The organism is Telluria sp. AIW5 (assembly GCF_056680575.1).
The window spans coordinates 4,095,224-4,116,561 of record NZ_CM155289.1 but is presented as its reverse complement, the minus strand read 5'-3'; the positions used below and the strand labels follow the sequence as shown (position 1 = coordinate 4,116,561).

At 65.7% G+C, this 21,338-nt stretch carries 19 protein-coding genes; 7 read left to right on the top strand and 12 right to left on the bottom strand.

The genetic code is table 11. From position 1 onward, the window contains the following. The first annotated feature begins 141 nt into the window (after window positions 1–141). On the top strand, window positions 142–1,512 hold the full coding sequence (gene ppnN / locus AC1MEM_RS18225; protein ID WP_499472857.1) for a nucleotide 5'-monophosphate nucleosidase PpnN: 1,371 nt from the start codon (window positions 142–144) through the stop codon (window positions 1,510–1,512). Between the two features lie 227 nt (window positions 1,513–1,739). Here the strand turns inward: ppnN and lysS are convergent, their stop codons facing one another. From lysS to prfB, 3 genes are all read right to left on the bottom strand, one after another. Further along, on the bottom strand, window positions 1,740–3,281 hold the full coding sequence (lysS, locus tag AC1MEM_RS18220) for a lysine--tRNA ligase (protein ID WP_499472855.1): 1,542 nt from the start codon (window positions 3,279–3,281) through the stop codon (window positions 1,740–1,742). A 26-nt stretch (window positions 3,282–3,307) separates the two neighbouring features. Further along, on the bottom strand, window positions 3,308–4,003 hold the full coding sequence (locus AC1MEM_RS18215) for an HAD family hydrolase (protein WP_499472854.1): 696 nt from the start codon (window positions 4,001–4,003) through the stop codon (window positions 3,308–3,310). Next, window positions 4,003–5,110 (bottom strand): peptide chain release factor 2 gene (gene prfB, locus AC1MEM_RS18210; RefSeq protein WP_499472852.1). Its coding sequence is split into 2 segments (ribosomal slippage): window positions 4,003–5,028 and window positions 5,030–5,110, totalling 1,107 coding nucleotides; the frame shifts between segments, so codons are not numbered across the junction. Before prfB ends, AC1MEM_RS18215 begins: the two co-directional genes overlap by 1 nt. 151 nt (window positions 5,111–5,261) lie before the next feature. Here prfB and AC1MEM_RS18205 point away from each other — a divergent pair. Both AC1MEM_RS18205 and AC1MEM_RS18200 read left to right on the top strand, forming a co-directional pair. Next, entirely contained in the window at window positions 5,262–7,277 is a 2,016-nt protein-coding gene (locus AC1MEM_RS18205) for a bifunctional 2',3'-cyclic-nucleotide 2'-phosphodiesterase/3'-nucleotidase (protein ID WP_499472850.1), read from the top strand. Then, complete coding sequence (locus AC1MEM_RS18200; protein ID WP_499472848.1) at window positions 7,274–7,666, top strand: hypothetical protein; 393 nt, start codon at window positions 7,274–7,276, stop codon at window positions 7,664–7,666. Before AC1MEM_RS18205 ends, AC1MEM_RS18200 begins: the two co-directional genes overlap by 4 nt. A 191-nt stretch (window positions 7,667–7,857) precedes the next feature. Here the strand turns inward: AC1MEM_RS18200 and AC1MEM_RS18195 are convergent, their stop codons facing one another. From AC1MEM_RS18195 to AC1MEM_RS18175, 5 genes are all read right to left on the bottom strand, one after another. After that, complete coding sequence (locus tag AC1MEM_RS18195) at window positions 7,858–8,607, bottom strand: GAF domain-containing protein (protein WP_499472846.1); 750 nt, start codon at window positions 8,605–8,607, stop codon at window positions 7,858–7,860. A gap of 220 nt (window positions 8,608–8,827) precedes the next feature. Further along, window positions 8,828–10,432, bottom strand: a complete 1,605-nt coding sequence (locus AC1MEM_RS18190; protein ID WP_499472844.1) for a methyl-accepting chemotaxis protein — start codon at window positions 10,430–10,432, stop codon at window positions 8,828–8,830. A 190-nt stretch (window positions 10,433–10,622) separates the two neighbouring features. Further along, window positions 10,623–10,958 (bottom strand): DUF2288 domain-containing protein, encoded by a 336-nt coding sequence (locus AC1MEM_RS18185; RefSeq protein ID WP_499472842.1) that lies wholly within the window; start codon window positions 10,956–10,958, stop codon window positions 10,623–10,625. Between the two features lie 16 nt (window positions 10,959–10,974). Beyond that, the gene (locus tag AC1MEM_RS18180; protein WP_499472840.1) at window positions 10,975–11,658 is read right to left on the bottom strand and encodes an RES family NAD+ phosphorylase; all 684 of its coding nucleotides are present in this window, start codon (window positions 11,656–11,658) and stop codon (window positions 10,975–10,977) included. Window positions 11,659–11,660: 2 nt separating this feature from the next. Next, complete coding sequence (locus AC1MEM_RS18175) at window positions 11,661–12,098, bottom strand: antitoxin Xre/MbcA/ParS toxin-binding domain-containing protein (protein WP_499472838.1); 438 nt, start codon at window positions 12,096–12,098, stop codon at window positions 11,661–11,663. A 135-nt stretch (window positions 12,099–12,233) separates the two neighbouring features. Between AC1MEM_RS18175 and AC1MEM_RS18170 the strand changes: the two genes are divergently transcribed. Beyond that, on the top strand, window positions 12,234–12,692 hold the full coding sequence (locus tag AC1MEM_RS18170) for a YybH family protein (RefSeq protein ID WP_499472836.1): 459 nt from the start codon (window positions 12,234–12,236) through the stop codon (window positions 12,690–12,692). Between the two features lie 155 nt (window positions 12,693–12,847). Here the strand turns inward: AC1MEM_RS18170 and AC1MEM_RS18165 are convergent, their stop codons facing one another. From AC1MEM_RS18165 to AC1MEM_RS18150, 4 genes are all read right to left on the bottom strand, one after another. Then, on the bottom strand, window positions 12,848–13,849 hold the full coding sequence (locus AC1MEM_RS18165; RefSeq protein ID WP_499472835.1) for a Bug family tripartite tricarboxylate transporter substrate binding protein: 1,002 nt from the start codon (window positions 13,847–13,849) through the stop codon (window positions 12,848–12,850). Window positions 13,850–13,897: 48 nt separating this feature from the next. Further along, window positions 13,898–14,629 (bottom strand): SDR family NAD(P)-dependent oxidoreductase, encoded by a 732-nt coding sequence (locus AC1MEM_RS18160; RefSeq protein ID WP_499472833.1) that lies wholly within the window; start codon window positions 14,627–14,629, stop codon window positions 13,898–13,900. Window positions 14,630–15,037: 408 nt separating this feature from the next. Continuing rightward, entirely contained in the window at window positions 15,038–16,687 is a 1,650-nt protein-coding gene (recJ, locus tag AC1MEM_RS18155) for a single-stranded-DNA-specific exonuclease RecJ (RefSeq protein ID WP_499477692.1), read from the bottom strand. Window positions 16,688–16,731: 44 nt separating this feature from the next. After that, on the bottom strand, window positions 16,732–17,907 hold the full coding sequence (locus tag AC1MEM_RS18150) for a hypothetical protein (protein ID WP_499472831.1): 1,176 nt from the start codon (window positions 17,905–17,907) through the stop codon (window positions 16,732–16,734). A 162-nt stretch (window positions 17,908–18,069) separates the two neighbouring features. Between AC1MEM_RS18150 and AC1MEM_RS18145 the strand changes: the two genes are divergently transcribed. The 3 genes from AC1MEM_RS18145 to lolD are packed head-to-tail and all read left to right on the top strand — an operon-like array spanning window position 18,070 to window position 21,338. After that, window positions 18,070–19,347, top strand: a complete 1,278-nt coding sequence (locus tag AC1MEM_RS18145) for a lipoprotein-releasing ABC transporter permease subunit (RefSeq protein WP_499472829.1) — start codon at window positions 18,070–18,072, stop codon at window positions 19,345–19,347. A 10-nt stretch (window positions 19,348–19,357) separates the two neighbouring features. Then, entirely contained in the window at window positions 19,358–20,635 is a 1,278-nt protein-coding gene (locus AC1MEM_RS18140; RefSeq protein ID WP_499472827.1) for a lipoprotein-releasing ABC transporter permease subunit, read from the top strand. Next, window positions 20,628–21,338, top strand: coding sequence for a lipoprotein-releasing ABC transporter ATP-binding protein LolD (lolD, locus tag AC1MEM_RS18135; RefSeq protein ID WP_499472825.1), 711 nt, complete (start codon window positions 20,628–20,630; stop codon window positions 21,336–21,338). The genes AC1MEM_RS18140 and lolD overlap by 8 nt, the downstream gene beginning before the upstream one ends.

The following is a 21,338-nucleotide window of genomic DNA, read 5'->3' as shown; positions in this document are numbered from 1 at the left end:
GCTTGCCGTGGCGTTGCCTTGTTGCACCATTGCCGCACACAAGCGCAGGCGTCTCGCGGCGAGTTGTCGTATATTGGTGAAACAGCCAGCCAAGTTTCCGGAAGCCTCTATTTCCGACGTAATAGCAAAAGGAATACCCGCATGAACTACGAAGTCATCGATACGCTTATTTCCCCAGAGGGCCGGCTCGAAGTCCTGTCGAAGGCCGAAGTCGCCAAGCTGCTCGACACCAGCCAGGGCGGCCTGTACAACATCTTCCGCAAGTGCGCGCTCGCTGTGCTGAACTGCGGCAGCTCGATCGACGACGGCAAGGAACTGCTCGAGCGCTACAGCAGCTTCGAGATCAGCATCATCCAGCGCGAGCGCGGCATCAAGCTCGATATCCGCGGCGCCCCGTCGATCGCTTTCGTCGACGGCAAGATGATCAAGGGTATCCACGAGCACCTGTTCGCCGTGCTGCGCGACATCGTCTACGTCCACTTCGAAGTCACCGACAACCCCAAATTCAACCTCGCGAAACCGGAAGGCATCACCGACGCGGTGTTCCACATCCTGCGCAACGCGAACATCCTGCAAACCCAGCGCAACCCGAACCTGGTCGTGTGCTGGGGCGGCCACTCGATCAACCGCATCGAGTACAACTACTCGAAAGAGGTCGGCTACGCGCTCGGCCTGCGCGAACTCGATATCTGCACCGGCTGCGGCCCGGGCGCCATGAAGGGTCCGATGAAGGGCGCCGCGATCGGCCACTCGAAGCAGCGCCTGCACGGCGGGCGCTATCTCGGCATCTCCGAGCCCGGCATCATCGCGGCCGAGTCGCCGAACCCGATCGTCAACGACCTGGTCATCATGCCGGACATCGAAAAACGGCTGGAAGCGTTCGTGCGCACCGGCCACGGCATCGTCGTCTTCCCGGGCGGCGCCGGTACGGCCGAGGAGATCCTGTACATCCTCGGCATCCTGCTCCATCCGGACAATGCCGAGATGCCGTTCCCGCTGGTCTTCACCGGTCCCGCCACGGCGCGCGAATATTTCGAGCAGATCGACGGCTTCATCGGGCAGACACTTGGACCGCGCGCCCAGGCCCGCTACAAGATCATAATCGACGACCCGGACGCGGTCGCGCGCGAAATGCAGGCGGGGATCAAGCAGGTACGGGAATTCCGCAAGGCGAAGAGCGACGCCTATTACTACAACTGGCTGCTCAAGATCGACCACGAATTCCAGAAGCCCTTCAAGCCGACCCACGAGAACATGCGCAACCTGTCGCTGCACAAGAACCAGGAAACGCACCTGCTGGCCGCGAACCTGCGCCGCGCGTTTTCGGGCGTCGTGGCGGGGAATGTGAAGGAAGAGGGTATCCGCGAGATCGAAAAGCACGGCAAGTACGAGATCCACGGCGACAGCGAGATCATGGGGCCGATGGATGCCTTGCTGGCGTCCTTCGTCGAGCAGAGCCGGATGAAATTGCCGGGCAAGGCGTACGTGCCTTGCTATACGATCGTTCAATAAACCGTAGGGTGGGCTTGCCCACGCGGTGCGGCATATGAATCGCGTTTCGACATGCAAGCGCCGTACCGCGTGGGCATGCCCACCCTACGTTACACCGCCGTCATCAATGGAAACCGGGGCATGGTAGGGTGGGCGCCCCGTGCCCACGCGGACGCGTGCACGGTGTTGGCACCACATTCAACAAAAAACGGGGCGCCGCAGCGCCCCGTTTTCATTCGATCAACCGATCAGTCTTCCTTGCGAAGGTGCGGGAACAGCAGCACGTCGCGGATATTCGGCGAGTCCGTCAGAATCATGATCAGGCGATCGATACCAATGCCGCAGCCACCGGCCGGCGGCATGCCGTATTCCAGCGCGCGGATATAGTCGGCGTCGTAATACATCGCCTCTTCATCGCCCGCATCCTTGGCCTCGACCTGCGACAGGAAACGCGCAGCCTGGTCTTCCGGATCGTTCAGCTCCGAGAAGCCGTTCGCAATCTCGCGGCCCACCATGAACAGCTCGAAGCGCTCGGTGATGCCCGCACGCGTATCCGACGCACGCGCCAGCGGCGACACTTCAACCGGATAGTCGATGATGTAGGTCGGCTCCCACAGCTGCGACTCGGCCGTCTCTTCGAACAGCGACAGCTGCAGCGCGCCGAGGCCCGCATTGGCGAACGGCTTGACGCCGAACTTCTTCAGCTCCGCCTTGATGAACTCCGCATCCTCCAGCTGCCCGGCCGTGTAGCCCGGCGCATACTTGTTGATCGCCTGGACGATGGTCAGGCGCTGGAAGGGCTTCGACAGGTCCAGCTCGCGCCCGCCATACGACAGCACGGCGGTACCCTGGGCGTCGACCGCGGCCTGGCGAATGATCGCTTCCGTGAAGTCCATCAGCCAGGTGTAGTCCGTGTAGGCCGCGTAGAACTCCATCATCGTGAATTCCGGATTGTGACGGATCGAGACGCCTTCGTTGCGGAAGTTGCGGTTCACTTCGAAGACGCGGTCGAAGCCGCCCACCACCAGGCGCTTCAGGTACAGCTCGGGCGCGATACGCAGGAACATCTGCATGTCGAGCGCGTTGTGGTGGGTGATGAATGGTTTCGCTGCCGCGCCGCCCGGGATCGGGTGCAGCATCGGCGTTTCCACTTCCATGAACTCGTTCTTTTCCATGAAGCGGCGCATCGACGACAGCGCGGCGGTACGCGCTTTAAAAGTGCGGCGCGTCTCTTCGTTCATGATCAGGTCGACGTAGCGCTGGCGGTACTTGGTCTCCTGGTCGGCCAGGCCGTGGAACTTGTCCGGCAGCGGACGCAGCGCCTTGGTGACCAGGCGCAGCTTGCTGACCTTGATTGTCAGCTCGTCGACCTTTGTCTTGAACAGCGTGCCCTCGACGCCGAGGATGTCGCCCAGGTCGTAGCTGCGGAAGGCTTCCATCGCGGCTTCGCCGGTCGCATCGAGCGTGACGTAGATCTGGATGCGGCCGTCGGCGCGGATGCCCGACGCGTCCTGCAGCGTCGCGAAGGCCGCCTTCTTGCCGGCTTCGCGCTTGAGCATCATGCGGCCGGCCAGCACCACGGGAATCGCCTTTTCTTCCAGCGCTTCACGCGACAGGGAACCATACTCCTCATGCAGCGCGGCCGCCTTGTGCTGCGGCTTGAAGTCGTTCGGGAAGGCGACGCCCTGTTCGCGGATCGCGGCCAGCTTCGCGCGGCGCTCGGTCATGATCTTGTTGTCGTCCGACGTTGCGGCCGATTCTGCCGTGTTCTCTTGGTTTTCCGTAGTCATGGTTGGTTCAACTCTTGTTGGTTTGTTCAGGCGACGAGCGATGCAATGAGCGAGTCAAGCGACACGCCCGAGAAATCGTCGACGATCGCGATCACGTTGTCGAATTCGGCAAACGCTTCACGCGGCAGGGTGGTGGTCAGCACCACCACGCGCATGCCGGCGCGGCGCGCCGCTTCCACGCCCAGCGGCGCGTCTTCGAAGACGATGCAGTTGGCAGGTAGCGCGCCGCAACGGCGAGCCGCTTCCAGGAACACGTCCGGATGCGGTTTGCCGCGCGGGACGTCGGTGGCGCCGACGACGGTCTCGAAATGGCGGCGCAGATCCAGCCCGTCGAGCGTGAACGCGACGTTCGCCGGTGGCGCGGCCGTGCCGACGGCCAGCGCGATGCCCTGGGAGCGGGCATCGGCGATCAGGTCCTCGAACCCGGCGACCGTTTTCAAATGCGGCGCATACAGCTCGCGGTACACGGCTTCCTTCTCGTGGTTGAGCACCGCGACTTCAGCGTCGTCCAGGTGCTCGCCCATCTGCGAACGGATGATCTCCTTGCCCTGGCGGCCGGCCGTCGCGCGGAAGAATTCGTCCGCATCGATGTCGCGCCCGCGGCGCTCGAAGAAGGTGACCCACGACCGCGTGTGGAAGGCCATGTTGTCGACGATGGTACCGTCCATGTCGAAGATCAGCGCGCGCTTCACCGGGTTCACGGACTGCATGTTCGGCTTCATTACGCCACGCCCTGTTTCAGCGAGGCCGAAATGAAGTCGTCCAGGTCGCCGTCCAGCACGTTCTTGGTGTTGCCGGTCTCGAAGCCGGTACGCAAGTCCTTGATGCGCGACTGGTCGAGCACGTAGGAGCGGATCTGGTGGCCCCAGCCGACGTCGGTCTTCGAGTCTTCCAGCTTCTGCTGCTCGCTCATGCGCTTGCGCATTTCCAACTCAAACAATTTTGCGCGCAGCATGTCGAAGGCTTCGGCCTTGTTGCGGTGCTGCGAACGATCGTTCTGGCACTGCACGACGATGCCCGACGGGCCGTGCGTCAGGCGCACCGCGGAGTCGGTCTTGTTGATGTGCTGGCCGCCGGCGCCGGATGCGCGATAGGTATCGATGCGCACGTCGGCCGGGTTGATCTCGATCTCGAACGATTCGTCCACTTCCGGATACACGAACAGCGAGGTGAAGGACGTGTGGCGGCCGTTGGCCGAGTCGAACGGCGACTTGCGCACCAGGCGGTGCACGCCGGTTTCGGTGCGCAGGTGGCCATAGGCGTACTCGCCCTCGACCTTGATGGTCGCGGTCTTGATGCCGGCGACTTCACCGTCGGACTGCTCCAGGATCTCGGCCTTGAAGCCCTTGCGTTCGCAATAGCGCAGGTACTGGCGCAGCAGCATCGAGGCCCAGTCCTGGGCTTCGGTACCGCCGGCGCCGGCCTGGATGTCGATGAAGCAGTTGGCGTGGTCCATCGGGTTGCCGAACATGCGGCGGAACTCCATGCCCTCGATGACCGCGCGAATCGCATCGGCGTCGCCGCTGACGGCTTCGATGGTGTCGTCGTCGCCTTCCTCGCGCGCCATCTCGAACAGGTCGGATGCGTCGGCGAGATCGGCTTTCGCTTTTTCAAGCGTCAGCACGACGCCTTCCAAAGCCTTCTTCTCTTTACCGAGGTCCAGCGCCCGTTTCTGGTCGTTCCAGACGGTCGGATCCTCGAGTTCTTCGTTGACCTGCTCTAGTTTCTCTGCCTTCCGATCGAAGTCAAAGATACCTCCGAAGTTCGGCCTCGCGACCGGTCAGGTCGTTCAGCAGGGCGGAGATGGCGTTGATGCGTTCAGCTTCCATGGTCGTGGCGTGTAGTATGAGTTGAGATGAGTTGAATCCAACCTTCGATTATACCCCAGTCGCAGGAAGCGCCGGTGGGGCGAACGCCCGCGCCTTGCCGCCGTTCGCGTCGCTGCCGTATCATCGGCCCGTTCCCATCCGAAGAGCCTCCATGCGCCACTCCATTCCTTGTCAAATCGGCATTGCCATCCTGCCTGCCGTTCTCGCCGTGCCCGTCCTCGCCGCCAGGCCCGCCGCGCCGCAGGGCGCGACGGCGACCCTTGCCGTGCTGGAAACCACCGACCTGCATTCGAACGTCGTCGGCTACGATTATTTCAAGCTCGCCGCCGAGCCATCGATTGGCCTCGACCGCACGGCGCGCCTGATCGCGCAGGCGCGGGAGGAATTCGCGAATACCGTCCTGTTCGACAACGGCGACACGATCCAGGGCAATGCGCTGGCCGACTGGCAGGCGCTGGTCAAGCCGCTGCGCTGCGACCAGACGCTCGGCATCTACAAGGTGATGAATGCGCTGAAGTACGACGGCGGCTCGATCGGCAACCACGAATTCAACTACGGCCTGGCCTATCTCGGCCAGGTGACGGGCAGCCGCTTCCAGGTCGCGGGCATCGACCAGCCGAAGCGCTGCGCCGGCCCAGCCTTTCCCCAGGTGCTGGCCAACGTCTACAGCGTGAAGACGAAGCTTCCGATTTTTGCTCCATACCGCATCATCGCGAAGCAGGTCAGCGCGCAGGACGCGGACGGGCGCCCGATCACGGCGACGGTCAAGGTCGGGATCATCGGCTTCACGCCGCCGACCATCATGTCCTGGGACAAGCGCTGGCTGGACGGGAAGGTCTACACGACGGGCGTGCGCGAAGCGGCCCTGAAATACATCCCGGAGATGCGCAGGAAGGGCGCCGACATCGTCGTCGCCATCTCGCACGGGGGGCTGGACGCCAGCCCCTACAGCCCGACGATGGAAAACGCCGGCTGGTACCTGGCGCAGGTGCCGGGCGTGGATGCGATGCTGCTCGGGCATGCGCACCAGCTGTTCCCGAACGCGGCCAGCACGGCGCCGCAATTCAACCTGGCCGGCGTCGACAAGGCGAAGGGCCTGGTGCATGGCGTGCCGACCGTGATGGCGAATTTGTGGGGCAAGCACCTGGGCGTGATCGCGCTGCAGCTGCGCGCGGACGGCAAGCGCTGGAAGATCGAGAAGGACAAGACGGTCGTCGAGGCGCGCGCCGCGCAGAACCTCGACAAGAGCTTCGTCGCCGCCGACCCTAGCGTGATGGAACTCATCCGCGCGGAGCACGAGGCGACCATCGGCTACGTCAAGACGCCGGTCGGCAGCACCGACTTCCGCATGACGACGTATTTTGCCGATGTCGGCGACCCGTCCGCGCTGGCGGTGGTGAACGCGGCGCAGACGCAGTATGTGAAGAATTATGTGGCGGCCAACCTGCCGCAGTACGCGAAGCTGCCGGTGCTGTCGATGTCGGCGCCGTTCAAGAGCGGCCTCGCGGGCGCCTTCGATTTTACCGACGTCCCGGCCGGGAACCTGGCGCTGAACAACGCGGCCGACCTCTACCTGTACCCGAATGCGCTGTATGCGGTCAAGGTCGACGGCGCGGGACTGAAGGCCTGGCTCGAAACGTCGGCGCGCCGCTTCAATACGATCGACCCGTCGAAGGCGCAGCCGCAGGAGCTGGTCAACGCCGCGGTGCCGAGCTATAACTTCGATACGCCGACGTCGACCGAGATCAGCTACGAGATCGACCTCACGCAGCCCGCCGGTGCGCGCATCCGCAAGCTCGCCCTGCGCGGCGTGCCGGTCTCGCCGGATCAGGAATTCATCGTCGCGACGAATAACTACCGCGCCAGCGGCGGCGGGAATTTCCCGGGCCTGGACGGCAGCAAGACCGTGCTCGCCTCGCCCGATACCAGCCGCGACGTGCTGATTGCCTATATCCGCGACACCCGCAAGCTGACGCGCGCGCAGCACGGCGCGACGCGCAGCTGGCGCTTTGCGCAAGTGAAGACGGCGGGGCCGGTGGTCTTCCATTCGGCGCCAGGCATGCTGGAGCTGGCGCGCGAGGCGGGGCTGGAAAATGTCAGCCAGGTCGCGACCGACGATGGCCTCGGCAAGGGCTTTGCGCTGTATGCGGTGGACCTGGCGAAATGAGGACGCTGGCGCTGCTGCTGGCACTGCTGTGCGCCGGGACTGCCCAAGCTCAGGCCCAAGCCCAGGCGGGCGATGCGCGCGCTGCTTACGCGCTGGGGCTGAAGTATCGGAACGGGATTGGCGCCGCGGTCGATCCGGTGCTGGCGGCGCGCTCGATCGAGGCGGCCGCGCGCGGCGGACTGCCCGAGGCGATGTTTACCTGGTCGAACATGCTGGCGGCGGGGGAGGGTGTCGTGGCGGATGCTGCCGCGGCACGGCGCTGGCTGGAAGCAGCGGCCGCGCTTGAATTTCCGGCGGCGCTGCAGGAGCTGGCATTACGTGCGCCGGATCCGCGGGAGGCCGAGCTGTTGATGCGACAGGCGGCGCATGCGTTGCAACATCAACCGTAGGGTGGGCGCCCCGGGCCCACGCGGACATATACGTCGCGTTGACGCTCGATCGGGGCGTTAACGCTGGCCATCGTTCGCGGCGCAAATGGCGTTCCGTTTGCGCGTCGTTCCGCGTGGGCACTGGGCGCCCACCCTACGCGCCACCGTTCGTCGAACCCACCCGCCACACGTCAGCGCGGGCGCTTATGGTTTCAACGCTCCGCCGACGCCTCGATCTCGCCGGCGGCGATCGCCGCCAGATCCACCAGCGCCTGCAGTTCCGACGCGCGCAGCTTGCGCGGCTCGCGGTCGATCACGCACAGGGTGCCCATCGCCATGCCGGAACGGTCGCGCAGCGGCACGCCGGCATAGAAGCGCATGTGCGGGTCGGCCAGCACCAGCGGATTGCCGGAGAAGCGCGCATCGCTCATCGCGTCTTCCACCACGAAGGGCCCATCCTGCAGGATCGCATGGGTGCAGAAGGCCCACTCGCGCGGGGTCTGCTGGGCCGGCAGGCCGACGCGCGCCTTGAACCACTGGCGGCGCGCGGTCAGCAGCGAGATCAGGGCGATCGGCGACTCGGTCACTTTCGAGGCCAGGCGCACGATGCGCTCGAAGCGCTCTTCGGGCATGCTGTCCACCAGCCGGGTCGCGGCCAGCGCGGCGAGGCGCTCGGCTTCCTCTTCCGGCACCGGGAAGCCCGGGTCGGGATTGGGCAGGAATTCGGGATCGGTCGGCGTCGGGAGCTGGCGCCGCTCGGGGACGCCGCCCTGGCCCGAGACCTTGGTCATCAGGGCGCGGATGTAACTCTCGCGCGTGCGGCGGTGTCCGCCGGGCGTTTTCCATGACTCGATCGCACCACTTTCCATCCAGAGCTGGACGGTACTGGTCGCCACGCCGAGCAGGCGCGCGGCGGCGCTAGTGGTGAGGATCGGGTCCTCTTCGATTAAATTGCTGTTCATCAATCTTCCTACAGTTTACGGAAGTATATCCGATTTGACGAAATGAACAGGGTGTTCCGGTTTTGTCCCGCAAACTGAGAAAGGAAACGGCAAAGTACGCATATTTTCTTGGCTCGACGGAAACTACGTTCGTGCAAATGCTGCATTTTCGTCAATTTCTAACCGGCATTTCGCGGCGCTGGTGCAAGGCGGCGCACGCGTCCGCCACCTTGCCAGGCCCTCATGCAAGCGCCAGCGCCAGGTGCGCGCCGCCGGCAGTGCGTGGGCGCACTGCCGCGGTACCGGCGTCATCGAGCTTGAAGGTGCTGACCACCTGCGCCAGCTGCTCGGCCTGCTGCTGCATCGATTCGGCGGCGGCTGCCGCTTGTTCGACCAGGGCCGCGTTCTGCTGGGTGACGCTGTCCATGTCGACGATCGCGCTGTTGACCTGCTCGATGCCCGCGCTTTGCTCTTCGCTGGCGTTGGCGATGTCGCCGATGATGCTCGTCACGTGCTCGATGCTGCGCACGATCTCGCCCATGGTGGCGCCGGCGCGGTCGACCTGGCCGGTACCGGCGGCGACCTTGTTCACCGAATCGTCGATCAGCGCCTTGATCTCTTTCGCAGCGCTCGCCGAGCGCTGCGCCAGGTTGCGCACCTCGCTGGCGACGACCGCGAAGCCGCGGCCCTGTTCGCCCGCACGGGCCGCTTCCACCGCCGCGTTCAGCGCCAGGATGTTGGTCTGGAAGGCGATGCCGTCGATGACGGAAATGATGTCGACGATCTTGCGCGACGACTCATTGATGGAGCCCATGGTGGTCACGACTTCGGCGACCACGGTGCCGCCTTCGGCCGCGATGGCGGCGGCGCTCTTGGCCAGCTTGTTCGCTTCGCGGGCATTGTCGGCGTTCTGGCGCACGGTCGAGGTCAGTTCTTCCATCGACGACGCCGTTTCCTCCAGCGAGCCGGCCTGCTGTTCGGTGCGGCTCGACAGGTCGGCGTTGCCGCTGGCGATTTCGTCCGAGGCCGTGGCGATCGCGCCGGTGCTGCCGCGTACCTGGCCGACGATGCCGGCCAGTGCCTGCGACATGCTGCCGAGCGCGCGCAGCAGGTCGCCGGTTTCGTCGCGCGTGTCGACGGCGGCGCGGCTGGTCAGGTCGCCGCGTGCGACGCGCTGGGCGAAGCCGACGGCATGGCCGAGCGGCACCGTGATCGAGCGGGTGATGAACCAGGCGCAGGCGACGCCCAGCAGCAGGGCAATCATGCCGAGGGCGATCAGGATGATGCGGGTATTCGCGTACGAATCGAGGATCGTCGTGGCGACGCCGTCGGCGGCCTTGATCTGCATGGCTGCCAGCTTGTTCATCTCGGCCAGGTAGGTCTTGCTGCTTGTGCTCATCTGGCCGTTGTAAAGCTTCTCGGCCAGGGCCGCGTCGCCTGCGTCCTTGGCCCGGAACAGCGCGGTGCGCGCCTGCAGGTAAGCTTCGCGCGTCGTCTTCACCAACAAGAACTGGGCGCGCACGGCTTCATTGCGAAACGAGGACGCGACCATGTCCTGCAGTTCGGTCGAGCGAACGGACGCGGCCTTCATTTGCGCCTCCACCCTGCCGAGGACGGCAGGATCGGTCGAGACGTAGGCCGTCTGCAGCCTGGCGTCGTTGAGTTCGATCATCTTGCTCCATTCGGCCACGGCACGCTGGTTCTTGATGCTGGTGTTCACGAGCCGGTGCGTCATGTCGCCCGCGGCCTGCATGCGCAGTATGGCGGTGACGGTGACGGCCAGCAGCAATGCGAGGACGATGGCGAATCCAGCGCCCAGGCGGACGCCGATCTTGAGGTTCTTCACGTTGGATATTCCTGAGGAAGGTTGATGTCGAAACGATTGCAGGCGGGCTGGCGCGGTCGATCCGCAGCCTGGCTGTTCGAGGAGTATACCAGTGCAGGAGCAACAATTGATGCTTTGCAGCAAAATTGCAACATCACGCAATGCCGATGTTGCAATTTCCGGGTGGCGCAGGAACCGGCGCCGGAGAGGATTAATGCAGTTGCTTCTTCTCGGGCTGGACCAGGATGAAGGGGTGGACCACCGCCGCCCACAGCGCCGCTTCGGCGGCGGCCCAGGTCTGGGCCTGCAGGTCCGATACTTTCGCGACCTTGCCGTCGGCCATCCAGCGCGCGATGTTGTCCTTGTCGTCGTGCGAGATGCGCATGGCGACCTCGATCAGGTCGAGTTCCTCGCTGACATAGATGACATTGCCTTGTGCGAAATGGCGCTCGAGCTCGCTCCAGGCGATGCGGCCGGTTTCGCGGTTGATCTTGTCGTGCAGTTCGGTGTCGCGCAGTGCGGAGTCACCCTTGGGATTGGTTTTCATGTCGTGCATTCCTGAATCAGATGATGTCCACCGTCGGTTCCGGCGAACCCGCCCATGTTAACCGATAGGCCTGCCCCCTGCGCACATTGCCGACGAGGGCGGGGCGGGAGCAGGCGAGGTTGACGCCGCCCGGCGCCCGCACGCTCGGGTAGATGACTCCCATCGAGCCAAGCTCGAGCAGGCTGTTGGCCAGCTCCTGGGAGGCGACATAACTGCGCGGATCGAGGCATGTGTGGAAGCCGCGCGCGCCGCGGATGTCGTGGAAGCCGGCGTTGAAGTCGGCCAGCATCGCCTGGTAGGTGACGCTGTCGTCGAAGCGGCCGATTTCCTGGTATTCGACGGTCTTGTGGAAGCCGATCTCGGCCAGCGCGGTGTCCGCGTCGAAGGCGCAATACCAGGCGCCGCGCTCGCCGTCATTGAAGCGGCTGCCTTCGGGACGCGCATAGGTAAATGCCGCATTGATGATGCGGAAATTCGGGACGCCGAACACCAGTTCATCCATGCCGATGCCCGGCAGCAAGCCCGCTTCGCCGCGCAGGCGTTCGTTGGTCGCGTTATCGAGGTCGAACAGGTCGCGCAGGGTGGCGTCGTTGTCGGCGAGCGGCGCCAGCACCGAATCCTCGAGGTCGGCGAAGCGCGAGGGCAGCAGGCGGCAGGTGTCGAACTGGCGCAGGCTGGTCAGTTTGGGAAGTACCGCCAAGGTCACAAGCCTCCGCGGCGCGCGTCGAGCAGCTTGCGCACTGTCTGCATGGCCAGCAGGCCGCCGCCCAGCATCAGGGACAGCGGCGTGCGTCCGCCGAAAATCAGGTTGCTGTTCGGCAGCGCCACCCATTCGTCGGCCAGCTTGTCGCCGTACAGGATGTGCAGCGCCTTGTAGATGCCGAGCAGATAGGAAATGCGGGTGATGCGGTCGACTTCGAGCAGGCGGTCCGGGTTCTTCTTCCAGTCGTAGAAGGCGGACGCCGACAAGCCGCCGAGCAGCTCGCGCGCATCCTCGTCGCGCAGTTGCCAGGCCTCGGCCAGCCTGAAGAAACCGGTCAGGGCCGACTTCGACAAGCGCTCGCGCTCGGCGCGGGAATTGAGGTCCACCAGCACCGCCGGTTCGAAGCGGCTCTTCGGGTAGGAATAGGCCAGGCTCATTGTTTCCTCCGTTTATGGAGTCTTTATACTCCGTTTCCGGAGTGGGTGCAACTGGCGGTTGTCAAGCCGTGTGCGGCGTGACAGAATTGGCGCCGAGTTGTCGAAAGGAAAATGTTCGAAAGGAAAGGTAATCCTATGCGGTGGCGATCGGCGGCAGTTCTTTTCTTGATGGTGGCCTGCGTTGCGGCAGCGGCCGTCGGCATGGCGCGTGGTTCGCGCGTGGAGCCGGGCAGCCTGCGCCAGCAGGTGCTCGCGGCCGAGCGCGGTTTTGCAGCGACGATGGCCCGGCGCGACTTCGAGGGGTTTACGGCCTACGTGTCGCGCGAGGCCGTCTTCATGAACCCGGACGGGGCGCTGCGCGGCAAGGAGGCGGTGGCGCAGGCCTGGCGCGGCTATTTCGACAAGCCGGCGGCGCCGTTTTCGTGGGCGCCGGATGAGGTCGAGGTGCTCGCTTCGGGAACGCTGGCCTTCAGCAGCGGGCCGGTGAAGGATGCGGCGGGCAAGCAGGTGGGACGGTTCAATTCGGTATGGAGGCTGGAGGGGCCGGGGACATGGCGGGTGGTGTTCGATCGGGGGTGTGATTGCGGGCGTTGATGAGCAGCATAAAATCGCGTTATCGCTGTTCTACCGCCGTAACGCGTGGAGTCAGGACTTCACCCTACGATTCGCGCCGCTTGTAGGGTGGCGTCCCGACTCCACGCGGTTTCACCGGTTGATGATCGGTGCGATCATCAACCGGTGCGAATAATTCAATCCGCCGTCGCGCCCGACACCTTCACCGTCTTGCCCCACTTCTCGGTCTCGCTGCGGATGAATTCGGCGAACTGTTCCGGCTTCTCGCCATGTGGCTCGGCGCCTTGCTCGGCCAGCTTCTTCTTCACGTCCGGATCGGCCAGCGCTTTCAGGATCGAGGCGTTCAGCCGGGCGATCACCGGCGCCGGCGTTCCCGCAGGGGCCAGGATGCCGAACCACGAGGTGGCGCTGTAGCCGGGCACGCCCGATTCGGCGATCGTCGGCACGTTCGGCAGGGCCGGCGAGCGGTTCGGGGTGGTCACGGCGATCGGACGGAGTTTACCCGCGCGGACGTGGCCGATCGCCGATGGCATGTTGTCGAACATGATCGCGGTCTGGCCGCCGAGCAGGTCGGTCATGGCCGGCGCGCTGCCTTTATACGGGATGTGCTGCATCTCGACGCCGGCCATCTGCTGGAACATCTCGCCCGACAGGTGGATCGAGCTGCCGCTGCCCGAGGACGCGAAGGTGAGCTTGCCCGGATTGGCCTTGGCGTAGGCGATCATTTCCTTCACGGTCTTGAAGGGCTGCGAAGGATTGGCCACCAGCAGGTTCGGCACCAGCGCAACGCGGCTGATCGGCGCGAAGTCCTTGATCGGGTCGAAGGCCATCTTCTTGTACAGGCTCTGGTTGATCGCGTGGGTGCCGACGGTGCCCATCAGCAGCGTGTAGCCGTCCGGCGCGGCGCGCGCCACCAGCTGCGCGCCGATATTCCCGCCGGCGCCGGCGCGGTTGTCGATGATGACCGGCTGGCCCAGGTCCTTCGACATGAACTGGCCGACCACGCGCGCCAGGATGTCGGTCGTGCCGCCCGCCGAGAACGGCACCACCAGCGTCAGCGCCTTGGTCGGAAACGCCGCCTGGGCGCTGGCGCCGAGGGGCAGCAGTGCGATGGCGCCCGCCGCCATGACGGCAAGGGCGAGGGTACGGCGCTTCGGTACGAGGGCATTACGGTGCATGAAAAATCTCCTGGATTGTTTTAGTGATGGGATGGTGAACGCAGGGCGTCAGATGGGTGCGACGCCGAGCGTGGTGCCGCCGCAGACGTAGAGCACCTGCCCGGTGACGAAGCCGTTATCGGGCGCGAGGAAGAACAGCGCGGCGCGGGCGACGTCCTCGGGGGTGCCGATGCGCTTGACGACGATGCTGTCGAGGATGCGCTGCGTTTGCGGCGCGCCTTCCGGGTTGCTCTTCATGAAAAGCTCGGTCGCGATCGGGCCGGGCGCCACCGCGTTGACGGTGATGCCGTCGCCGCCCAGTTCCTGCGCCAGCGTGCGCGTCAGGCCGATCAGCCCGGCCTTGGTGGCGGAATAGACGATGCGTTCTGGCTTGCCGAGCGCGGCGCGCGACGAGATGTTGACGATGCGGCCATGGCCGCAGGCGCGCAGCGAGGGCAGCGCGGCCTGGATCAGGAGGATCGGGGTTTTCAGGTGCAGGCCGACGACGTCGTCGAGCTGCCCGATGGTGGCCGTGTCGATGCTGCCGGGGCGGGTGGCGCCGGCATTGTTGACGAGGGCGGTGACGGCGTAACGGGCGGCGATGTCGCGCGCCACCGCCTCGACTTCTTCCTGCCGGGTCAGATCGGCCTGGAAGGAGACGAGCCGCTCATGGCGCCAGTCGGGCGCCTTCAAGTCGAGATTCACGACCGTGCGGCCTTGCGCCAGCAGCGCTTCGCAGATGGCCCGGCCGATGCCGGAACTGCCGCCGGTGACCAGGGTAACTTGCTGTACTTCACTCATGCAGACGACTCCTCGAAACGGCCGGGCCCAGCGGCCCGGCATGGGCCGATATTAGCATGTCAACGGAGCTCGATGAAAGACGGGTATGCGGGCTGGGTGGGCGCGAATGGCAGTGCAGCTGCGGTGCGGCGGGAGCGCGTGGGCATGCCCACCCTACGGTGCACGACCGTTCCCGGCCAGCCCGCGGCACCCGCGTAACGTATGGTGGCATGCGCACCATGCGGTGCACGACCGTTCCCGGCGAGCCCGCGGCACCCGCGTAACGTATGGTGGCATGCGCACCATACGGTGCACGACCGTTCCCGGCGAGCCCGCGGCAGCGGCGTAACGTAGGGTGGGCATGCCCACGCGTTCGTGCGCCTGCACGCCGCAACGCCGGATGCAAACGGATCGCAAGCGCTCCGGGTGTCATGCCGGCTCCGCGTGCTCCACCAACAACTGCACCTTGGTGACGCCGTTGTACTCGTTCGCATCGAGCCGGAAGGCGACGCGGGCGCGCTCTCCCAGGCCGTCGGTGCGGCCGAACCAGATGGCGTCGTAGCGGCGGCCATTGCGCTCGAGCAGCAGCTTGAGGTGCTTCTCCTTCAAAATGCGCTGGCTCAGCACGCGGAACTCGTCGCAGAACACCGGCGGCGCAAAGCCTTGCCCCCAGACCTGGCCATCGCACAGCTCGATGAACGACGTCGAATAAAACTCGTCCTCCAGCGGGCCGTCGGTTTCGACGACGCGTTCCAGCTGCGCCTGCGTCAGCCAGGCGCGCCCGACCGCCTCGAAGGCCTGCTGGAAGGCCTCGAAGGATTCCGCCTTGATCGTCAGGCCCGCCGCCATCGCGTGGCCGCCGAACTTGTCGATCAGGCCCGGCACCCGTTTCGAGACCAGGTCGAGCGCGTCGCGCATGTGAAAGCCGGGAATCGAGCGTCCCGAACCTTTGATCAGGCCAGGCCCGCCCGGCGCGAAGGTGATCGTCGGGCGGAAGAATTTCTCTTTCAGGCGCGAGGCGACAATGCCGATCACGCCCTGGTGCCAGCCCTCGTCGAACACGGCAATCGTACTGCTGTCGGCAGGTTCGAATGCATCCAGGTGCAGCAGCGCCGTGTCCTGCATGTCGGCCTCGATCTCGCGCCGTTTGAGGTTGATGTCGTTGAGCTGCTGGGCGATCGCCCAGGCGCGTCCCTCGTCGTCGGTGGTCAGGCACTCGATCCCGAGCGCCATGTCTTCCAGGCGCCCGGCCGCGTTCAGGCGCGGGCCGACGGCAAAACCCAGGTCGAAGGGAGAAGCGGAGCGCGCCTCGCGTCCCGCCACACGGAACAGGGCCGCCACGCCGGCGTGCATGCGGCCGGCGCGCATGCGCTTGATGCCTTGCGCGACCAGGATGCGGTTGTTTGCATCGAGTTTCACGACGTCGGCCACGGTGCCCAGCGCCACCAGGTCGAGCAGGTTGTCGAGCTTCGGCTGCGTCTGCGCATCGAACACGCCGCGCCTGCGCAGCTCGGCGCGCAGGGCCAGCAGCACATAGAAGACCACGCCGACGCCGGCCAGGTTCTTGCTCGGGAAGCCGCACTCGGGCTGGTTCGGGTTGACGATCACGCGCGCCGGCGGCAGGGAGTCGCCCGGCAGGTGGTGGTCGGTAACGACGACTTCGATGCCGCGCCGGTTCGCTTCCATCACGCCGTCGACGCTGGCAATCCCGTTGTCGACCGTGACGATGATGTCGGGCGACTTTTCGCGCGCCGTCAGTTCGACGATCTCGGGCGTGAGGCCATACCCATGCACCACGCGATCGGGCACGATGTAGTCGACGTTCGCGCCCATCGCGCGCAGGCCGCGCAGGGCCGTGGCGCAGGCGGTGGCGCCGTCGCAATCGTAGTCGGCGACGATCGTCATCTTCTTGTTGGCGGCAATCGCGTCGGCGAGGAAAACGGCTGCCGCATCGATGTGTTTCAGGCCGCCCGGCGGCACCAGGGAAGAGAGTTCGCAGGACAGCTCGCGCACGTCGAGCAGGCCGCGCGCGGCGTAGATACGGGCCAGAACAGGATGTACGCCGCCCTGGCGCAGCATTTCGGACTGGCGGAACGGGCAGGGGCGGGTGGAAATACGGGTTTTCAAAGCAGTCGGTCCAGGGTGGTGCGGCGCCAGAACATGCGTTGCGCCAGGGCGGTGGTGGAGAATTCGGCATGCGCGTCGCGGTGGCTCAGCACCAGCTTCACTTCGCGCACGCGGCCCTTCATCAATGCATTCAAGATGGGTGCGAACAGCGCGGCTTCAAGCTGCTGCACTTGCGCGACCCAGCCGCCCCAGTCGGCGCCGACGGCGTGCGGGGCGGCGCTGCCGCACCAGAGGATGGTCTCGGCTTCCAGGGCGGCGGCGAAGTCGGGCAGCCCGGCCGGCTGCGCAGCGGCCAGCAGCGCGACCGCGCCAGCGGCCTCGAAGGCCATCAATTGCGGCGCCTTCGACGCCGGCAGCAGCGCCGCATCGGCCGCCCCCCAGGCCCAGAAAGCGTTCACCGGCGGCAGCCGCCGCGCCTCGCGCGCCACGTTCACCGGGTGCGTATGCCACAGGATCTGCACCTCGTTCTGCAGGCGGCGGAAGGCTGCGGCGCTGCTGCCTGCCGGCATCCAGTCGGTCAGGTCCATGCCCAGCGCCGCGTCGGGCGTGGAGGTGTCCAGGCCTGCCCAGTGGTCGGCGCGCATGAACCAGGTCTGCGCGTCGCCGTACACCAGCGCGTGGCCGGCCTCCTCGAAATAGGGCAGGGCCGTTTCGAACAGGGCGCGGGAGTCGGCCTCGTTCAAACCGAGATTGCGCAGGTCGCCCATCATCAAATGGGTACGCGCGATCTCGATATGGATCGGGTTGACGATGAACCAGGTGCCGTCTTGCGCTTCGATGCCGCAGGCGCGCATCGCGCCCGCCGCAAAGGCGGGACGGCCGGCGCCATCGATGCCGAGCGCCTTCGCCAGCCACTGCTCGTGCGGCAGGGCGCGGATCGTGTCGTTGGCGGGTACGCGCGCATGGCTGCTGGTACGCGACAGCAGGGCGGCGAGCGCCGGCGCCTGCAGGGCGCGCACCAGGTCGGGTGCGAATTCGGGAATGGGGAGGGCGAACGGAAGGACGAGCGTGATCTGGGACATCCCGTGATTGTAGGCCAAATGGGCGGTGCGCGAGTAGTCGGCCGCCGCTCCGCAGGGCGCATCCGTGCCCGCGCCGCCACACCACGGCAGTTCGCGCCGGGCGCGGCCGCCGATAACTGTCGGGAGCGTGCAGGAAGCCAGCCGCGGCATGTCGTCTCCACATCCGTTTGCCCGTTTGCGGACTCACGGGTTCGACAGGCCGCGCCGGGCTGAAGTTCCGGGCTCGCCAGGGGCAAGTCGGCGCCTCCCGTGCTGTCACGGATGAGCTTTGTGTGGCAAACTGCGGGGTCAAGTTGTCAAACATTAAAATTCATGAGCATCATCTACAAGCTGCCGTACGAGGCCCTGGTGGGGCTGCGCTACACGCGCGCCGGCAAGCGCAGCGGCCGCAACCGCTTCATTTCCTTCATTTCGATGATTTCGGTGGCCGGTATCGCCCTGGGTGTGGCCGCGCTGATCGTCGTCTTGTCGGTGATGAACGGCTTCCAGAAAGAGGTCACCGACCGCATGCTGTCGGTGCTGTCGCATATCGAGGTCTACGACGCGAGCGGCGTCATGCCCGACTGGCGCGCGGTCGCGCGCGACGCCGCGCGCAATCCGCAAGTGGTGGCCGCCGCGCCCTTCGCCGACGTGCAGGGCATGCTGCTGCGCGACGGCGTCATGAAGCCGGCCCTGCTGCGCGGCATCCTCCCCAGCGAGGAAGCGAAGGTGTCGGAAGTGGCGCACGAGATGCGCCAGGGCAGCCTCGGCAAGCTCACGCCCGGTTCGATGAACATCGTGCTGGGCAGCGCGCTGGCGAAATCGCTCGACGTAACGGTGGGTGAGCGCGTTACCATGTTGCTTGGCAGCGCAGGCAACGGCGGGGCCAGTGGCTCGACGCCGGCCGCGCCGCGCACCCAGACCTTCACGGTGGTCGGCATCTTCGAAGCCGGCCACTACGAATTCGATTCCACGCTCGCCTTTGCCCATATCGACGACGCGATTCAGGCCGCGCGTATCGCAGGCCCGGCCGGCCTGCGCCTGCGTTTGCGCGACCTGCACCAGGCGCCGCGCGTCGCGGCCGAGCTGCGGCGCAGCCTCGCGGGCGAGCTCGTGCTGCGCGACTGGTCGCAGGTGAACACCGTCTGGTTCGCCGCCGTGCAGTCGCAAAAGCGGATGATGTTCATCATCCTGGCGATGATCATCGCAGTCGCCGCCTTCAACCTGGTCTCGACCCTGGTCATGACGGTCAAGGACAAACAGGCCGACATCGCGATCCTGCGCACGCTGGGCGCTTCGCCGCGCTCGATCATGAAGATCTTCATCGTGCAGGGCACGCTGGTGGGCCTGCTCGGCAGCGGGCTGGGCGTGCTGCTGGGCGTGACGGTGGCGCTGAACGTCGGCGTGATCGTGCCCTTCATCGAGCACCTGTTCGGGATCCAGTTCCTCTCGAAAGAGATCTACCTGATCAGCGAGATCCCGTCCGAACTGCGCTGGCCGGACGTGGCCAGCATCGGGGGCCTGGCGGTTCTGCTCGCCTTTGTCGCCACCCTGTACCCGAGCTGGGCGGGCGCGCGTGTAAAACCGGCCGAGGCCCTGCGGTACGAGTGAGACTATAAACATGAGCATCATCCATAAATTGCCTTTTGAATGGCTGGTCGGCCTGCGCTACACGCGCGGCGGCAAGGGCGGCGACAGCAACAGCGGCGGCGGCTTCATTTCCTTCATCTCCCTGATCTCGGTGGCCGGCATCGCGCTCGGCGTGGCGGCGCTGATCATCGTGCTGTCGGTGATGAACGGCTTCCAGAAACAGGTCACCGACCGCATGCTGTCGGTGCTGGCCCATATCGAGGTGTTCGACGCCCAGGGCAGCATGCCGCAATGGCGCGAGGCGTCGAAAGAGGCGCTGCGCAACCCGGCCGTCATCGGCGCCGCGCCCTTCGTGCAGAGCGACGCATTGCTGCAGCAGGTCGATGGCGCCATGCGCCCGGCCGTCATCCGCGGCATCCTGCCTGAGGCCGAGCGCAAGGTCTCCGAGATCGCCGACACCATGCGCGAGGGCCGGCTCGAGTCGCTCACGCCGGGCAGTTTCAACATCGTGCTCGGCTACGCGCTGGCCGGTGCCTTGAATTTGCGCGTCGGCGACAAGGTCACCATGCTGCTGGCGCAGGCCCAGGCCACGCCCGCGGGCCTGCTGCCGCGCATGCGCACCTTCACCGTCTCCGGCATTTTCGAGGCGGGCCATTCCGAATTCGACGCCGGCATGGCCTTCATCAGCCTGGGGGACGCCGAGAAGATGGAACGCCTCGGCGCACCCGCCGGCCTGCGCCTGCGCATCAAGGACATGCACGCCGCGCCCCAGGTGGCGAACGAGCTGAAAAAATCGATGTCGGGCGACCTCGTGATGCGCGACTGGTCCAAGCTGAACGCGGTCTGGTTCGGCGCCGTACAGACCGAGAAGAAGATGATGTTCATTATCCTGACCCTGATCGTGACGGTGGCCGCCTTCAACCTGGTGTCGACGCTGGTGATGACGGTGACCGACAAGCAGGCCGACATCGCGATCCTGCGCACGCTGGGCGCCTCGCCGCGCTCGATCATGAAGATCTTCATGGTGCAGGGCGCGGTGGCGGGCCTGCTCGGCACCGCGCTTGGGGTGGCGGGCGGCGTGCTGGTCGCGCTGAACATCGATGTCATCGTTCCATTCATTGAACATTTGTTGGGAGTGCAGTTCTTGTCCAAGGATATTTACCAATTCACGGCCGTGCCGTCCGACCTGCGCTGGCCGGACGTGGCGCGCATCGGCGTCGTTTCCGTGTTCCTCTCGTTTGCCGCGACCCTCTACCCGAGCTGGTCGGCGTCGCGCGTGAAACCTGCGGAGGCGCTGCGCTATGAGTGACGCTTTGAATCCCATGGCCGACACGCCAGTGCTGGCCTGCCGCGGCCTGAGCAAGACCTTCAAGCAGGGCGACTACCAGGTCCAGGTGCTCGACAAGATCGACTTCGCGATTTCGCGCGGCGAGCGGGTCGCCATCGTCGGCGCTTCGGGCTCGGGCAAGTCGACGCTGCTGCATTTGCTGGGTGGGCTCGATACGCCGACCGGCGGTTCGGTCACCCTGCTCGGCGAAGACTTCGCGACCTTGTCCGAAACCCGGCGCGGCGACCTGCGTAATTCCTCGCTCGGGTTCGTCTACCAGTTCCACCACTTGCTGCCCGAGTTTTCGGCGCTCGACAACGTGGCCATGCCGCTGATGATCCGGCGCGAAAAGCGCGCGCAGGCGGTCGAACAGGCGAATGCGATCCTCGGCCGCGTAGGCCTGGCCAAGCGCGTCGTGCACCGTCCGGGCGAGCTGTCGGGCGGCGAACGCCAGCGCGTGGCGCTGGCCCGCGCCCTGGTGACGCAGCCAGCCTGCGTGCTGGCCGACGAGCCGACCGGTAACCTCGACCACACGACGGCGCTCGTCATCTTCGACCTGATGCTGGAACTCTCGCGCACCCTCGGTACGGCCTTTGTCATCGTCACCCACGACATGGAGCTGGCCCGCCGCTGCGACCGCGCGCTGCGCCTGACCGAGCACGGGCTGGTGCCGCTGGAGGAGTAA

What these genes read in the sequence shown, in the direction of transcription:
- AC1MEM_RS18215 (WP_499472854.1), bottom strand. Translation starts at nt 4,003, where the DNA reads ATGAAGCCGAACATGCAGTCCGTGAACCCGGTGAAGCGCGCGCTGATC.
- recJ (WP_499477692.1), bottom strand. Translation starts at nt 16,687, where the DNA reads ATGCTGCGCCAGGGCGGCGTACATCCTGTTCTGGCCCGTATCTACGCC.
- lysS (WP_499472855.1), bottom strand. Translation starts at nt 3,281, where the DNA reads ATGACTACGGAAAACCAAGAGAACACGGCAGAATCGGCCGCAACGTCG.
- AC1MEM_RS18195 (WP_499472846.1), bottom strand. Translation starts at nt 8,607, where the DNA reads ATGAACAGCAATTTAATCGAAGAGGACCCGATCCTCACCACTAGCGCC.
- AC1MEM_RS18145 (WP_499472829.1), top strand. Translation starts at nt 18,070, where the DNA reads ATGAGCATCATCTACAAGCTGCCGTACGAGGCCCTGGTGGGGCTGCGC.
- AC1MEM_RS18160 (WP_499472833.1), bottom strand. Translation starts at nt 14,629, where the DNA reads ATGAGTGAAGTACAGCAAGTTACCCTGGTCACCGGCGGCAGTTCCGGC.
- ppnN (WP_499472857.1), top strand. Translation starts at nt 142, where the DNA reads ATGAACTACGAAGTCATCGATACGCTTATTTCCCCAGAGGGCCGGCTC.
- AC1MEM_RS18185 (WP_499472842.1), bottom strand. Translation starts at nt 10,958, where the DNA reads ATGAAAACCAATCCCAAGGGTGACTCCGCACTGCGCGACACCGAACTG.
- AC1MEM_RS18165 (WP_499472835.1), bottom strand. Translation starts at nt 13,849, where the DNA reads ATGCACCGTAATGCCCTCGTACCGAAGCGCCGTACCCTCGCCCTTGCC.
- AC1MEM_RS18140 (WP_499472827.1), top strand. Translation starts at nt 19,358, where the DNA reads ATGAGCATCATCCATAAATTGCCTTTTGAATGGCTGGTCGGCCTGCGC.
- AC1MEM_RS18200 (WP_499472848.1), top strand. Translation starts at nt 7,274, where the DNA reads ATGAGGACGCTGGCGCTGCTGCTGGCACTGCTGTGCGCCGGGACTGCC.
- AC1MEM_RS18205 (WP_499472850.1), top strand. Translation starts at nt 5,262, where the DNA reads ATGCGCCACTCCATTCCTTGTCAAATCGGCATTGCCATCCTGCCTGCC.
- AC1MEM_RS18175 (WP_499472838.1), bottom strand. Translation starts at nt 12,098, where the DNA reads ATGAGCCTGGCCTATTCCTACCCGAAGAGCCGCTTCGAACCGGCGGTG.
- AC1MEM_RS18150 (WP_499472831.1), bottom strand. Translation starts at nt 17,907, where the DNA reads ATGCCGCGGCTGGCTTCCTGCACGCTCCCGACAGTTATCGGCGGCCGC.
- AC1MEM_RS18170 (WP_499472836.1), top strand. Translation starts at nt 12,234, where the DNA reads ATGCGGTGGCGATCGGCGGCAGTTCTTTTCTTGATGGTGGCCTGCGTT.
- lolD (WP_499472825.1), top strand. Translation starts at nt 20,628, where the DNA reads ATGAGTGACGCTTTGAATCCCATGGCCGACACGCCAGTGCTGGCCTGC.